This is a genomic window from Coprococcus sp. RTP31081st1_H1_RTP31081_211007 (assembly GCF_040227275.1).
GTDB lineage: Bacteria > Bacillota > Clostridia > Lachnospirales > Lachnospiraceae > Coprococcus > Coprococcus aceti.
The window spans coordinates 22683-37648 of sequence record NZ_JBEHVP010000004.1 but is presented as its reverse complement, the minus strand read 5'-3'; the positions used below and the strand labels follow the sequence as shown (position 1 = coordinate 37648).

Here is a 14966-nt window from a genome sequence, read left to right as displayed (position 1 = left end):
ATTAATTCATCTTCTCATCGAAATCACCGCCGCCAGACATCTGTACGTCGTAGATCTCCTTATATATCGTGTTGTTCTTTAACAGATTCTCATGTGTGTCGAAGCCGCTGACCATTCCGTTATCCAGAACTATGATCCTGTCAGCATCCTGCACACTTGATATTCTCTGGGATATGATGATCTTGGTGGTGTTCGGTATCTTGGTTGCAAATGCCTGCCTGATCTTCGCATCCGTAGCGGTGTCAACTGCGCTTGTGGAATCATCGAGAATGAGTACCTTCGGGCTCTTGAGCAGCGCTCTGGCAATACAGAGTCTCTGCTTCTGACCACCAGACACGTTGCTTCCGCCCTGCTCGATCCAGGTGTTGTATCCATCCGGCATCCTGTCTATGAACTCATCCGCACAGGCAAGCTCGCACACCTCACGGCACTCATTCTCCGTGGCATCCGCCTTGCCCCATCTCAGGTTATCAAGTATCGTACCCGAAAACAGCACATTCTTCTGGAGCACAACCGCCACTTCATTTCGGATGACCTCCATATCGTAATCACGCACGTCATGTCCTCCAACACAGACCGAACCACCGTCCGGTTTCACATCGTAAAGTCTGCTTATCAGATTGACAAATGTCGACTTACCGCAGCCGGTTCCACCTATCACACCAACTGTCTCTCCAGACTTTATGTGAATGTCGATATCCTTCAGCGTGTCCTCTGCACTTCCTGCCTTATATACAAAATCAACATGGTTAAAATCTATTCTTCCGTCATGGACCTCCATGATCGGCTCATCAGGATTTGTCATGGTTGAAGTCTCCTCAAGTACCTCAGATATACGTCTCATACTCGCCATGCTCATGGAGATCATGACAAATACCATGGACAGCATCATCAGCGACATCATCATGCTCATGACATAACTGAAAAGTGATGTGAGATTACCTGTGGTCATACTTCCACCAACTATAAAATGCGCTCCGATCCATGAAAGGAGCATCATACATGTAAAAATGACAAACATCATTATAGGATTGTTGAAAGCCAGCAGGCTCTCTGCCTTTATGGACAGCTCCGCAAGCACCTCTGCTGCCTTCCCAAACTTCTTATCCTCATATTCTTCCCTGACAAATGCCTTTACAACTCTTATCGCTGATACATTTTCCTGAACACTGGCATTCAGGTTATCATAGTTTCTGAACACCTCGTCAAATATAGGTGTCACCTTGAATATGATGAAGAACAGGCCAAATCCAAGAACCACAAGTGCCGCCACAAATATGAATGACAGTTCCACGTTGATGGTGAAACACATTATCATGCTGCATATGAGCATAAGCGGTGCCCTTACCGCTATTCGTATGAGCATCTGATATGCATTCTGTACATTTGTCACATCAGTTGTCATTCGTGTTATAAGACTGGCGGTGCTGAACTTGTCAATGTTGGTAAATGAAAACTCCTGAACATTCCTGTACATGCCCTCCCTCAGATTGCATGCAAATCCTGTTGATGCGCTGGCAGCGAATTTGCCCGCCATCACTCCAAAGAAAAGGCTTAGGAAAGCCAGTACAAGCATGAGTCCGCCATACATATACACCTTGCTCATGTCCTGTCCGTTGATTCCCTCATCGATTATCTTGGCGGTCACAAATGGAATGAGTATCTCCATGAAGACCTCTGCCGCCGTAAATACAGGTGTGAGTATCGAATCCTTCTTGTACTCGCCCACCTGACCAAGCAATGTTTTGATCATTCTATTTCCTCCTTGTTTCGGTTTGAAATGCTGACAGAATCCTCAGATGTACAAAATCAGGAACTTGATTTATGATATGCGATATCTGATCGTCAGCTATGTATGATTTGACGCAAGTTGCATAAATATTAATACTTATATTTTTTAATGTCAATAGTATGCAGAGGTGTTTCATCTGTGAAATTTCTGTGTATTCAAAGTATTTAAAGACATATTAAAAATGAGGCATATGAACATCTTCTTAGTCCATATGCCTCATTTTATAGAGATCTAATATGTAATTTCCGCTCTAACAACCATTTCATTCAAAGCCATCAATGGGTCTTGAACCTTTTCTTAACACAAATTCCTGCAACCCCCACTATTGAAACAAACATAAGAATCACATACAACTGCAAGTCTGTACTGTCACCAGTTTTTGGAGATGATTGTGTTGTTTTATCCGTTGTACTTGTCTCCTGTGTTTTATTGGTTGTATCTTTCGAAGGCTCCTGTGTTGTACTGGTTGTGTCTTCCGAAGGCTCCTGTGTTGTACCGGTTGTGTCTTCCGAAGGCTCCTGTGTCCCCGTTGTCTTCTCGTTTACTGTAAAATGAGCTGTCGCTGTTCCGCTCTCAGAGACAATGCCAAGTGTATGCTCACCCTTCGAAAAACCGGCAACATAATCCTCTTTCAATGTTACGATTATACTTCCAGATTCCACCGTATAATTACTCTCATCTATGGTCTTTCCGTCAACCTCAACACGAATAAAATCCCTGTATGCAGCATCAGATGTGAATGATAGTGCATTCTTCGCACCTGCTGTTACTGTCGCTCCGTCTCCCTTGATAATAACAGGGGCAAGTTTCGCAAGCACTGTGTCTTCCTTTTTAATTTCATTTTCTGCTTCTTCATCACTAAAATACTTATTACATTTATCACAGAACCAATATGTGCTGTTTCCTTCTTTTGCAGCAGTAGCAGCTTGCTTTTCTACTTTTTCCATATCGTGACCGGCGTTTTCTGCTGTCCGTACATTTTCCTTTGTTTGAGATTCAAAAGCAGAATTTTCAAATGTCACACTGTATGTAGTTAATTCTGGCAATACGCAGTTCTTTTCCTGTATTACTGTTGCTGTTGTATCTGCTGTCTCACTTTCTACGCCATCACATGCTGTACATTTTCTTTCTGCTGTACAGTGTTGATTGTCTGTGCTCCATGTGTATGTTACATCTCCATAACTATGACCTACTGCCGGAATCTCCGTATAGGTGGTGTAATCACAGTTACTGCAGGTATCGTAAGTTTCCCAACCGTTTGCGGTACAAGTCGCCGCCTGTGCATCGTGATGTACGAGGTCGTGACCCGTAGCTTGGATCGTCTCTGTTTTTATTCTGCCGCATCCAATGCAAGTATACTTTCTCTCCCCCTCTGTTGTGCAGGTTGGAGAAATAGTTATAGTGCCATTATCCCAAATATGTATTCCAACATCGCCCTTTTCTGCGCAGACATTACACTCATGCCAATGATTGTTTTCATCCGAAATCCAGTTTGAGTTCCAATCATGTCCGAGAGGGGTGGATGTTCCTCCGCAGATCGTGCATGTCTGTCCGCTTGTGCAGGTTGCCGTTCCGCTCCACACATGCGCAGAACGTGGATTGGTGATATTAGTGCCACATTCTGTGCAATAAACGTGATGCCAATGATATCCAGCGTCTTTGTATTCATAAGTTCCGGTTGTACTTACCCATTTACCACAGATGTCGCAATAGGCTCTGCCCGCATATGCCGGTATCCGCAGCAGCATCAGCACCATGCACATAGTGAGCAGGGTGGTCAAAATTCTTCTCTTCATATAGTTCCCTCCCTTAAAAATAAATCTGAGTTTGGTTAGTGATTTCTGTATATAAAGATTTTATCATTTTGACTTCTTCCATGTAATCTCCGTTTCGATACGAAAATGTATATTTTCCTATTTCAGCATATAATTTTTCAGCTCATCCCTCTTATTTATATTCATTTTTTCATAAATCCTGCTCAGATAAGTTTTAACCGTATTGGGTAAAAATCCCATATAATCTGCAATTTCCTGATTATTCCAATCTCGGCTTGCCAGCATTGCAATCGAGAATTCCACTGTGGATAATGCATCCGTCACTGAATTTCCTGACATAGGATTGTGGATTGACATCCATCCCCTGCTAAAGGCAATGACTTTATCAGATAATTTGTTATATAGTTTTGAATCCTCCTTGCGGATACATGACTCCAGAAGTCCCTGCAGCAAACCATGATGTTCAACGAAAGGTTCCAGAAATTCGTCTTCTTTCGCCACGTTCCACGCCAGCATCAATGCATCTTTTGCTTTCTGCTGATTTTTCAGATTCATCTGACACATTGCAATCATACAATACAGATAGATCATACTAATAGGATATATATCATCCCTGAACATCAATGCTGCCTCGCAAATTCCAAGTGCTCTGCCATACTCGCCTTTTAAATATGCCATGTGAGCTATTACATAGGCAGAAAACAGCTTAATTCCAGGCGGCAATGTTACTGCATAAAGCTCCACATCCGGAAGTTCATCCACCGAAAGATGCAAAAGCACAGAGGACATATATCCCGCAAATACACTGACAGCCCTGTCCTCAGCGGATGAAGGATTTTTCGTCTCTTTTTCAAGACATTCCTGAATCTCCCTCAGTCCTTTTCTTGATGCAGCTTCTCTGCCAAGTGTCAGATTAGAATATACATATAACAGGCAGGATGACATCTTCAATTTTATATTATGGCTCATCAGATAACGTTCTGCTATATGATTGCACTCCTCCGCCTGCCCGGTAAAATAATAGTATTCAGCACGTGCTATCTCCTGAAAATCCCTGTCTTCAAAACTGTCTACCATCTTTTTCGCTTCACCCGGCTGAAATGCTGCATTGATCAACGGCAGTATGGTATATTCACTCATAATAGTATCCCTCCAAACCAACGATCCGCCAAATCATTTATCAATCGCTCTAAGTATAAATCCTGCTGCCACTCCAGCTGCCACGCCTACCACTATTCCGCCAATGATATCTGTCGGGAAATGCACATACAGATACATTCTTGAGAACGCTATAAGGATCGCTATCACGCAGGATATTGCGCCCAGCAGTTTCTTTCTGCTCATGAACAACGCCGTGACAGCTGCAAATGATGACGCCGTGTGTCCCGATGGGAAGGAATAATCCTTTGGTTTCTTCACTATCAGATCTGTAAAATTCGCCACATCATACGGTCTTGTTCTGGCAACCAGATTCTTTAACAGGCAGTTGGTTATGAGAAGATCAAGGATAAGTGCGATGGCCATGCACAGCCCTGCCTTCCTCGTCTTTGGAATGATCAGCAGCACCGCCGCCATTACTATCCACAGTATTCCCGCATTTCCAAGGGATGTGATCGCCACCATGATCTTGTCAAGCCATGGGGTATGTATATTCTGGAGAGCGTCAAGGACTTCTATCTCCCACATCAGAAGTTACCGCCGTTCCAGCCCCAGTCATGCACGCCGTGGTAAGTCACGTACACCGCATTTCCCGGGATTCCAAGTACATCTGCAAATATATCGCAGATCTTTCCTGTCATGGCATCACACGCTTTAGGAGTCACATCACCGAATACGCTGACTTCCACATATGCACCCTTATCAAGTTTCTTTCCGCCCATGAACAGGTCGTATCCATCGTTGATGCCGACCATAAGGTAGCTCTCCGTCTTGTTCATCGTTGTTATCGCCTGACCGAGACTGCTCTTAAGAGTCTCCTTCTGGTCATCGCTCATCTTCACTGTAACCTTTGAATCTATAAATGGCATTTCTTTGTCCTCCTAAATTATATTATTCATATAAAATATATACACGACTTTTGTAGACATTTGTCTTTGTATGCTATTATGATTCTGCCACGTTAATAACTATCCCAGGCAAATGTCTACAAAAAATCCTCAAATTCTATCTCAGACGGCAGTCTCAGATCTCCTCTCGGGCTGACCGACACGGTTCCAACCTTCACACCGTCCGGCATACAGTTCCTCTTGAACTGCTGGCGGAAGAATCTCGTGTAGAATACCTTCTGCCATTTATCGATCTCGCTGTCTGAGAAATTGTACTCGTCACTCTGTCTTACAGCCTCCTTGCACAGCTCATTTACCTCCTCAGGTGACATTCCATATCGCAGCGTATAATATAAGAAGAAATCGTGCAGGATGTATGATCCCACGGTGTCCTCCGTCTTCTGCGCGATGGTTCCGTCAGGGTTCGGTGGCAACAGCTCCGGGCTGACCGGTGTGTCTATAATATCGTCTATGATCGGCGCGATGCCCGCAAATCCGTCAACCTCCATGAAGTGTCCGACTTCGTTCACAAGTGAGCGCACCAGCGTCTTTGGTATACTTGTATTCACCGCATACATGCTCATATGGTCGCCGTTGTAGGTGCACCAGCCAAGTGCCAGCTCCGAGAGATCTCCGGTTCCAACCACGAATCCGCCCTCCTTGTTAGCGACATCCATGAGTATCTGCGTTCTCTCCCTCGCCTGACAGTTCTCGTAAGTTATGTCATGCACGCTCTCATCCTGTCCGATATCGGCAAAATGCTGTCTCACCGATGCAGCTATGCTTATCTCTCTGCTGTCACAGCCGAGCAGTCTCATGAGTTCCGTGGAGTTATTCTTCGTCCTGTTTGTCGTTCCAAATCCCGGCATGGTGATTCCCACGACAGTTGTGGATGGAAGTCCCGCATTCTTCACCGCCTGTGCTGAAACCAGCAAAGCCAGTGTGGAATCAAGTCCGCCTGACACTCCCACGACCACACATTTGCAGTGGGTCGCCTCTATCCTTCTCTGAAGTCCGGCAACCTGCATCTTAAATATCGCCATGCACCTCTCAAGCTTATTTCCCGATGGGACAAATGGTGTCATCTTCACCTTCATGAGCACATTCCCTTTGTCCATGAGTGGGGTATCGCACACCACCGTCTCATACTTTCTGAATGCGAAATCACGCTTACAGTCGGCAAATGATTTGTTTGCTATCCTGTCATGTCTGATCTTGGTGAGACTTATATCCCTTATCAGTACTCCGTCCTCAAATGGCTTTACCTCGCCGAGGAGCTTGCCGTTCTCGTACATCAGATTGTGTCCTGAAAATACCAGATCTGATGTGGACTCATACATTCCAGCGGACACATACACATATCCGCACAGGCAGTCCGATGACACACTTCCTATCAGCTTGTGCCTGTATGCAGCCTTTCCGATGACCTCATTTGACGCGGAAAGGTTGAGTATGACCTCAGCTCCCGCCATGGCAAGAAGTCTTCCCGGCGAAACCGGAGTCCAGGCATCCTCACATATCTCTATGCCAAGCTTGACTCTCTGGTCTCCGCTGCCCATCTCTATCATCACATTGTTGCCAAACAGCACCTCACTGCCAACAACCCTGCCTCCGGCTTTCTTTGAACCGGCATTATATTCAAGCTCATCTCCATCATCTTCCGGATCCATGAGATTGACCATCACCGCATCATACTTTCTGGCTGAGAACCATCTCTTCTCGTAGAACTCGCCATAGTTTGGAAGGTAAGTCTTCGGCACGATGGCCATGACTCTTCCGCCCTGCAGGAACGCCGCACAGTTGAACAGCTCACCGTCCACCTCAAATGGCAGACCGACCACCAGTGCCGACTGACCAGTACATGTAGCCATGGCAAGCTGAAGAAGTCCTCTTCTCGCACCATCTATGAGCTTTCTGTTCTCAAACAGATCCGCACAGGTATATCCCGTGATGGACAGCTCCGGCGTCACTATGACATCCGCAGCATCCTTATACTCTTCATATATATCCATTATCTCTCTTACATTACCGCTGACACTTCCGATGTGAACCTTCGGCGTAACGGCTGCCACACGCAGCATATTCTTCATTGTTACCTCCTTGTAAAATCTCATTTGATTTTGCCTTTTCATAACATTTACACTTTACCACCCGGAGACATTTATTTCAACGAAGTTCACAACCTGATGAGTCTCTATTTTCGGTCATTTCCCAGTTCAGGGCTTGTCCGCCGGGTGTCAGATAACTTTGTGTTTTTATCTTTTGGCGAAAATGCTTTAAAAAAAGGCTCCCGGACATATCATTGCGCCGGGAGTCTTTTTTCTGCCATGCAGACATCCAGTGACATACGGTTTATCCGCCATCACTCAACACTGCATCTATATATTATAATGTACTGATTACTTTCCAAGTGGCTTGCCTGTGAGCTTCTCATAGCCCTCAAGGTAGATGTCGATGGTCTTCTGTGCGACATCATCAGGAAGCTTCCAGCCCTTGTCAGGATTAGCCTTCAGCCAGTCACGTGCGAACTGCTTGTCAAATGATGGCTGACCATGACCTGGCTCATATACATCTGCTGGCCAGAATCTTGAGCTGTCAGGTGTAAGCATCTCATCGCCGAGAACGATATTGCCATTCTCATCGAGACCAAACTCAAACTTTGTATCTGCAATGATGATTCCTCTTGTAAGTGCGTACTCTGCACACTTCTTGTAAAGTGTGATGGTGTACTCCTTGAGCTTTGAAGCGTACTCCTCGCCCTTGCCAGGGAAGTACTTCTCAAGGTGAGCAATGCTCTGCTCATATGATATATTCTCATCGTGATCGCCAATCTCGGCCTTTGTTGATGGTGTGTAGATAGGCTCAGGAAGCTTATCAGACTCCTTTAATCCCTCTGGGAGCTTGATTCCACATACTGTGCCATTCTCCTTGTAGCTTGCCCAACCGCTTCCTGTGATGTATCCACGAACGATACACTCGATTGGAAGCATCTCAAGCTTTCTGCACATCATACTGTTGCCATCGAACTTCTCCTGCTGGAAGAACTCAGGCATATCTTTTACATCAACTGAGATCATGTGATTAGGAAGAATGTCCTGTGTCATGTCAAACCAGAACTTTGACATCTGTGTCAGAACTGTTCCCTTCTTGGAAATTACATTGTCGAGGATGACATCGAAGCAGCTTATACGGTCTGTAGCTACCATGATCAGGCTGTCTCCATTGTCATAAATCTCACGTACCTTACCTTCTTTGATTGGCTTTAATTCCTGCATTTTTTTATCTCCTTGATATTTGTATTAATACCTGTTAGAAATTGTATCCATATAAGTGTGTATCACTTTTTATGGTTGCTTGTCAAGGCTTTGGAAGCCCTCAAAAATTTTTTCTCAAAATTTGTCAAGGTTTATGCGCCTCACGGGATTTTTATTGTGTAAAAGCACATTTTTCATCTTTACAATATCATTTGTGATGGCTATAATAACAGAGCACAATATCTAGTGGGTGTTTCACATTATCTCCACCAAATATATTGTGTTTACATATTTTTTCTTTATAAATAATTCCATGCGGCACAGGCAGCCGCATCTACTATATTACGTCGAACCAGACCTGATTGGCCTGATTTCAGTTAACTTGAATGATTGGAATATTACGATTAAATTTACCATTGAATTGGAAGAGGGAGGCTATTGCTGTGCCAGAGGAAGCTAAAACACACGTACACGTAATCAAAAGGAATGGAGAAGAGGTGACATTTGACCTGTCAAAGATCGAGAATGCCATCAAAGCTGCCAACAATGAGGTTGACAAACTCCACCAGCTCAACGAATATCAGGTTCACGCCATCGCGGATAACCTGGAGAAACAGATAGAATCAATGTCCCATGCAGTTCACGTGGAGGACATTCAGGATATGGTCGAGACCGGTATCATGGAGATGAGAGGATATGAGGTTGCACAGAAATATGTGCGTTACCGTTACAAGAGAGAGCTCGCACGTAAGTCCAACACCACGGACAACGGAATCCTTGCGCTCATAGACCATATGAACGAGGAAGTCAATCAGGAAAACTCAAACAAGAATCCGGTGATCAACTCGACACAGCGTGACTACATGGCCGGTGAGGTATCCAAAGATCTGACTAAGAGAATGCTTCTGCCTGAGGATATAGTTGAGGCACATGAGGCCGGAATCATACATTTCCATGATTCTGACTACTACGCTCAGAAGGAGCACAACTGTGACCTCATCAACCTTGAGGATATGTTGCAGAACGGAACAGTGATAAGTGAGACCATGATCGAGAAGCCGCACAGCTTCTTCACGGCATGCAACGTCACCACGCAGATCGTGGCACAGGTTGCCAGCAACCAGTACGGCGGACAGACATTTACCCTGTCCCATCTGGCACCATTTGTGGATGTTAGCAGGAAGAAGCTCCGTGCACAGGTCATCGAGGAGCGCAAGGACTGTGGCGAATCCCTTGATGATGCCATTATCGACAAGATAACAGAGAAGAGACTTCTGAACGAGGTCAAAAGTGGAATACAGACTATACAGTACCAGCTCATCACCCTGATGACATGTAACGGACAGGCACCATTTGTCACCATGTTCATGTACCTGGATGAGGTTCCTGAGGGACAGACAAGGGATGACCTGGCTCTCATCATAGAGGAGGTCCTGAATCAGAGGATCAAAGGAGTTAAGAACGAGAAGGGAATCTGGATCACTCCGGCATTTCCTAAGCTCATATATGTTCTGGACGAGGACAACATCACCACAGATTCCAAATACTGGTATCTGACTGAGCTTGCCGCCAAATGCACCGCAAAACGTATGGTTCCTGACTACATCTCCGCCAAAGTCATGAGAGAGATGAAGGACGGCGACGTATATCCATGCATGGGCTGCAGATCATTTCCTACAAAGGAGGACGGCATCAGGAATCCTGATGGATCCCGCAAATATTACGGACGTTTTAACCAGGGCGTCGTGACCATCAATCTTGTTGATGTGGCATGTTCATCATACGGCGACATGGACAAATTCTGGAAGATCCTGGACGAGCGTCTTGAGCTTTGTCACAAGGCACTCAGATGCAGACATGAAAGACTGCTCGGAACCATATCAGATGTCGCTCCTATACTGTGGCAGCACGGTGCGCTGGCAAGACTTAAGAAAGGCGAGAAGATTGACAAGCTGCTCTTCGGCGGCTACTCAACTATTTCCCTTGGCTATGCCGGTCTCTGCGAAATGTGTGTCCGTATGATCGGCAAAACACATACATCCGAGGAAGGCAAGAAATTTGCGCTTGCTGTAATGCAGAAGCTCAACGACAAATGTGCTGAGTGGAAGGCTGCTGAAAATATCAGCTATTCCGTATACGGAACACCTATGGAGTCCACTACTTATAAATTTGCCAAGAATCTGCAGAAGCGTTTCGGCATCATCCCGGGCGTAACAGACAAGAATTACATAACCAACAGCTATCACGTACATGTAACCGAGCACATAGACGCCTTCAGCAAGCTGAAGTTTGAGTCAGAATTCCAGAAGCTGTCACCGGGCGGCGCCATCAGCTATGTTGAGGTTCCAAATCTCCAGAATAACATAGACGCAGTCCTTGAAGTCATGAAGTTCATATACGACAACATTCTCTATGCAGAGCTCAACACCAAGAGCGACTACTGTGAGAAATGTGGCTATGACGGCGAGATCAAGATCGTGACAGACGATTATGGCAAGTTGGTGTGGGAGTGCCCTAACTGCGGCAACCGCGACCAGAACACTCTCTTCGTTGCAAGACGTACCTGCGGTTATATCGGAACCCAGTTCTGGAATCAGGGACGTACACAGGAGATCAAGGACAGAGTCCTTCACCTGTAGAATTAGTCAGCTTAAAACTGATACTTTCAGATAAAAATACAGACAGCACAATTGTGAATGAAGTGACCTCAAAAAACAATTGACTGTCTGTATTTTTATTACTTTCTTATAACTACAATATCTAGCATACCCTCATGTAAGCGGCATCATCTGCAAAATCCGGCTGATCCGAAACAAACTTTATAACATCTGCGGATTTTACGCCTGGATTTCTTTTGATATAAGCAGTGAGCATTTCTAATCTTGCCGCATTCTTCTGAGCATAATGCTCCATAGCCGAGACAAACTCAAAATAAGAATCATCTATATTGTTGAGCAGTTTTCTTAATTCTTCCATAACTACGCCCCCTTACATTTCTATTCTCATATATATATTATAGTTATCATATCCATGATTCTCAAAATAATACCAATATGGTTTATTATCTATTCCATACGAAATATGTACTGCGTATGTTTTTCCTTCGTATTTACTATAATTCGTATTTATTTCTCTGCAGATTTTTGCATATTCTGCCCTATCCAAGATAAATGTATTATAAACAAATCTCACAACTTCTCCTATCATTCATAATATCATCTGCACATAAATTACACAAGCTAACACCAAAACATATTATATACCCTAATTTGTGATAATTAATGCAAATGTAATTTTTGATAGATTTAGATGTAATAATCCGTTTAATACGTCTCCCACAACTTCATCTTCTTGGCATTATCCACTATGTCAATGCAGCTTCCGTCAATTGCATTTATACATATAATCTGGGATATCTCCCCTACCGTGTCCTGTCCCCGAAGCTCCTCGCTCTGTGTAAATATCCATGCAGGAATGTAGCAGAGCTTTCCATCGTCATCTGCTGTCGCCATGTATCTGAGTGCCACGTTGTTGAACTGAACCTTGCCATATCTGGTCTGGTATTTCTCATAATATGTTGCAATGCCCTCATTTGCCTTTGCGATCATGTCGTTCCAGCTCATGAGTTCCACATCCTCCGCCTGCAGGGATGAAGGATCTGTGTAAAGCTGGGCAAACATATCTACAACTCCATCATCATCAATATTTAATGTTACACTGTCACCAGGCTCAAACATATAGCCATTCTGTGTCTGGAGATTGTCAACGTTATATAATTCGCCCTCTCTCTCCTTTGCTCCGTATATAGACCTGCTGAGCGTTACCGAGTATCCACTCACCTTGGTCTGCTTTACCTCGCCATTGTCATCCGACCATATTCTGGCAAGCGGCTCTGTCTTTGTACTCTCCATACCGTCTATCCCCATCTTTGAGAGGAAATTCATCGCTTGGGATATGGCATCGTTCTCCGTGAGTTTGCTCTCATTTGTGACATTGGTCAGATCTATGTCTGTGGCATTGCTGATGCCCGTCACATAGGTGTATGTTGCGCCGCTCACACCATCCAAAAGCTTGTTTTCCTCACTCTCGGATTTGTAAAATGATATATACACACCTGCGTCTGTATTGTCATCCTCACCGCCATACTGTGATATACTCACCGTATATTCCTTGTCTCCATATTTGCCTGTATACGATGAATACGGATCATCATAATTCTCCAGCAAAGGAAGTGAATCCGGTGCATCTGCCATCTGCTTCTTGTATGTCTCTATCTGGGTATCATACCAGGCATCCGACGAATCATCCCCCTGCCCCTGAGCCTCCTTCTTAAACTTCTCTGTACTCTCTATCATACTCTTCAGCTCATCCTTGGTCTGCACTCCATCCTTGCGGATATATATGCCCTGGGACTTGTCCAGGAGTCCCTCGACAATGCTCTGTATCTGTGCAGCATCAAGCTTCATAGTGCTGTAATATACCCTCTTCATGGAATCCGTATCAGGAATATCTATCGAACCGGAACAGCTTATCTCTGACAAGCCCGAATTGCCCACATCAAATGTCTCATCACACTTCTCCGGGATTCCCAGACTCTTTGCAAGGCTGCCACCCGCATCGTTACTGCCATCATCACTGTATCCACTTGCCGAACCCGACTCTCCATCCAATGTATAATCAACCTTTTTATTTCCACATCCTGTCATCTGCATCGCCATCACTCCTGCCAGCACACATGCCGCTATTCTTGTCGCTCTCTTTCCCATGATTATCTTCCTCCTTGTCATTTCGCAAATATTCATATATTAGACATTTCATCTGACCATATCAGCACATTTATTTTGATATGGTTTTTGTTCCTGCCCCAGTCTCCGGGTCTGTTCCGTACCATGTCTCAAGACATTTTGCAGTCTCAATTATATCTACACAGCTTCCATCCACTGCGTTTATGTACACAAGCTGCACTATATTATCGTATGCGCCATGATCCTCCTCAATGGAATCACCATATATGTAATCTGTCCTGTCCTCATCACCGCTCGACCTGTTCTCACAGCCACACATGCCACATACGGCAAGTACAGACATGACCAGCGCAGTTTTCCGCCACAAATTTCCTGACATTTTCTGCCTCCCTTCACATTAAACTTCAGAAATGTCTCTGCTCATAATGTATTGTAAAATGGGTGTACATTAAGAAACAATTGCCGGGAACTTTAAGATATTCTTAAGACGAAAAAATCCCTTCCGTATGATGTACCTAATCATACGGAAGGGATCTGTAATCCACATTATATTTAGAATTTGAAAAACATCAGCAGGAGTATGATTCCCACAAGCGTGAGTGCCGCTCCCACCAGAAAGGCTATCTTAAACCACTTCTCATCACCTGTCACCCTGTCAAATGTATCATCCTCAACCTCAACAAAGCTGAGTGCCGTCATGGTCATAAGCCCAAGTCCGGTAAAAATCGCAGATGAAGCAGGTATCCTTATGGCCGGTATAACCCACAATATAAAATATACTACATCACATCCAAGCAATATAAACAGCTTTTTTCCATACTTCTCAAGCATAACCCTCGATCTCCTTAATATAACACTTAACCTGTATCATAACACCTTATATGTGTTTACTCAAGCTTTCCGTCTTTTTGTTCTTAAGCCTCCTTATTATGTCATCACATCCACAGACTGCGCTTATTCCCACCGCAATCCCCAGCACGAACAGCATTGTGGAATTGCCATATGCGCTTGCGGCCTTCCAGTCTGAATCAAATGCCGCGCTCAGTGTGTAATAGAGCGGAGCCCCCGGCAGAAGCGGGATAAGTCCGACTATTAGATACTGATTTGCCGGTGCTTTCATGATCCTTGCCGCTATCTCAGCATATATGGCAGCCCACAGGCTTGCCGCAAGAGATGGAATAAATACGTCATCTATGATATTTCTGACCAGAATGTATACTATCCATGTGCACATTCCATTGACCGCCGCCGGTATCACATTCCGCCTGCCAAGATTGAACATAAGCGCAAATCCCAGCGAACCTAATAGAGCAGTTACAACCTGTATGATCGTTTGCTGCACTTGTCTGCACCTC

The 14966-nt window shown here is 44.6% G+C and carries 14 protein-coding genes; 1 reads left to right on the top strand and 13 read right to left on the bottom strand.

The annotated features are described in order from the left end of the window. Nucleotide 1: 1 nt before the first annotated feature. The 7 genes from ABUA31_RS08085 to ABUA31_RS08055 all read right to left on the bottom strand — a co-directional run bounded on the left by ABUA31_RS08085 (nucleotide 2) and on the right by ABUA31_RS08055 (nucleotide 8887). The gene (locus ABUA31_RS08085) at nucleotides 2-1753 is read right to left on the bottom strand and encodes an ABC transporter ATP-binding protein (protein ID WP_349818987.1); all 1752 of its coding nucleotides are present in this window, start codon (nucleotides 1751-1753) and stop codon (nucleotides 2-4) included. 314 nt (nucleotides 1754-2067) lie between these two features. Continuing rightward, complete coding sequence (locus ABUA31_RS08080) at nucleotides 2068-3588, bottom strand: hemoblobin-interacting domain-containing protein (protein WP_349818986.1); 1521 nt, start codon at nucleotides 3586-3588, stop codon at nucleotides 2068-2070. Between the two features lie 117 nt (nucleotides 3589-3705). Next, a complete protein-coding gene (locus tag ABUA31_RS08075; RefSeq protein WP_349818985.1) occupies nucleotides 3706-4707 on the bottom strand; it encodes a helix-turn-helix transcriptional regulator in 1002 nt (333 codons plus the stop codon). A 33-nt stretch (nucleotides 4708-4740) separates the two neighbouring features. Then, a complete protein-coding gene (locus ABUA31_RS08070; RefSeq protein WP_349818984.1) occupies nucleotides 4741-5253 on the bottom strand; it encodes a phosphatase PAP2 family protein in 513 nt (170 codons plus the stop codon). Further along, nucleotides 5253-5594, bottom strand: a complete 342-nt coding sequence (locus ABUA31_RS08065) for a phenylpyruvate tautomerase MIF-related protein (RefSeq protein ID WP_015533597.1) — start codon at nucleotides 5592-5594, stop codon at nucleotides 5253-5255. The genes ABUA31_RS08070 and ABUA31_RS08065 overlap by 1 nt, the downstream gene beginning before the upstream one ends. Before the next feature lie 116 nt (nucleotides 5595-5710). Continuing rightward, on the bottom strand, nucleotides 5711-7702 hold the full coding sequence (locus tag ABUA31_RS08060) for an NAD(+) synthase (protein ID WP_349818983.1): 1992 nt from the start codon (nucleotides 7700-7702) through the stop codon (nucleotides 5711-5713). A 309-nt stretch (nucleotides 7703-8011) separates the two neighbouring features. Further along, entirely contained in the window at nucleotides 8012-8887 is an 876-nt protein-coding gene (locus tag ABUA31_RS08055) for a phosphoribosylaminoimidazolesuccinocarboxamide synthase (protein WP_015533595.1), read from the bottom strand. 422 nt (nucleotides 8888-9309) lie between these two features. Here ABUA31_RS08055 and nrdD point away from each other — a divergent pair, with 422 nt between their 5' ends. Further along, entirely contained in the window at nucleotides 9310-11505 is a 2196-nt protein-coding gene (nrdD, locus tag ABUA31_RS08050) for an anaerobic ribonucleoside-triphosphate reductase (protein ID WP_055273236.1), read from the top strand. 121 nt (nucleotides 11506-11626) lie between these two features. Here nrdD and ABUA31_RS08045 read toward each other — a convergent pair whose 3' ends face one another. The 6 genes from ABUA31_RS08045 to ABUA31_RS08020 all read right to left on the bottom strand — a co-directional run bounded on the left by ABUA31_RS08045 (nucleotide 11627) and on the right by ABUA31_RS08020 (nucleotide 14953). Further along, nucleotides 11627-11842 (bottom strand): hypothetical protein, encoded by a 216-nt coding sequence (locus ABUA31_RS08045; protein WP_015533594.1) that lies wholly within the window; start codon nucleotides 11840-11842, stop codon nucleotides 11627-11629. 12 nt (nucleotides 11843-11854) lie between these two features. Continuing rightward, a complete protein-coding gene (locus ABUA31_RS08040) occupies nucleotides 11855-12073 on the bottom strand; it encodes a hypothetical protein (RefSeq protein ID WP_118649791.1) in 219 nt (72 codons plus the stop codon). Between the two features lie 116 nt (nucleotides 12074-12189). Continuing rightward, complete coding sequence (locus ABUA31_RS08035) at nucleotides 12190-13632, bottom strand: DUF6034 family protein (RefSeq protein WP_055280429.1); 1443 nt, start codon at nucleotides 13630-13632, stop codon at nucleotides 12190-12192. A 70-nt stretch (nucleotides 13633-13702) separates the two neighbouring features. Further along, nucleotides 13703-13990, bottom strand: a complete 288-nt coding sequence (locus tag ABUA31_RS08030) for a hypothetical protein (RefSeq protein WP_349818982.1) — start codon at nucleotides 13988-13990, stop codon at nucleotides 13703-13705. Between the two features lie 173 nt (nucleotides 13991-14163). After that, nucleotides 14164-14442 carry a hypothetical protein gene (locus ABUA31_RS08025; RefSeq protein ID WP_015533590.1) on the bottom strand — a complete coding sequence of 93 codons (279 nt, stop codon included), beginning with the start codon at nucleotides 14440-14442 and terminating at the stop codon, nucleotides 14164-14166. A 46-nt stretch (nucleotides 14443-14488) separates the two neighbouring features. After that, nucleotides 14489-14953 carry a threonine/serine exporter family protein gene (locus ABUA31_RS08020; protein WP_349818981.1) on the bottom strand — a complete coding sequence of 155 codons (465 nt, stop codon included), beginning with the start codon at nucleotides 14951-14953 and terminating at the stop codon, nucleotides 14489-14491. Nucleotides 14954-14966 lie beyond the last annotated feature (13 nt).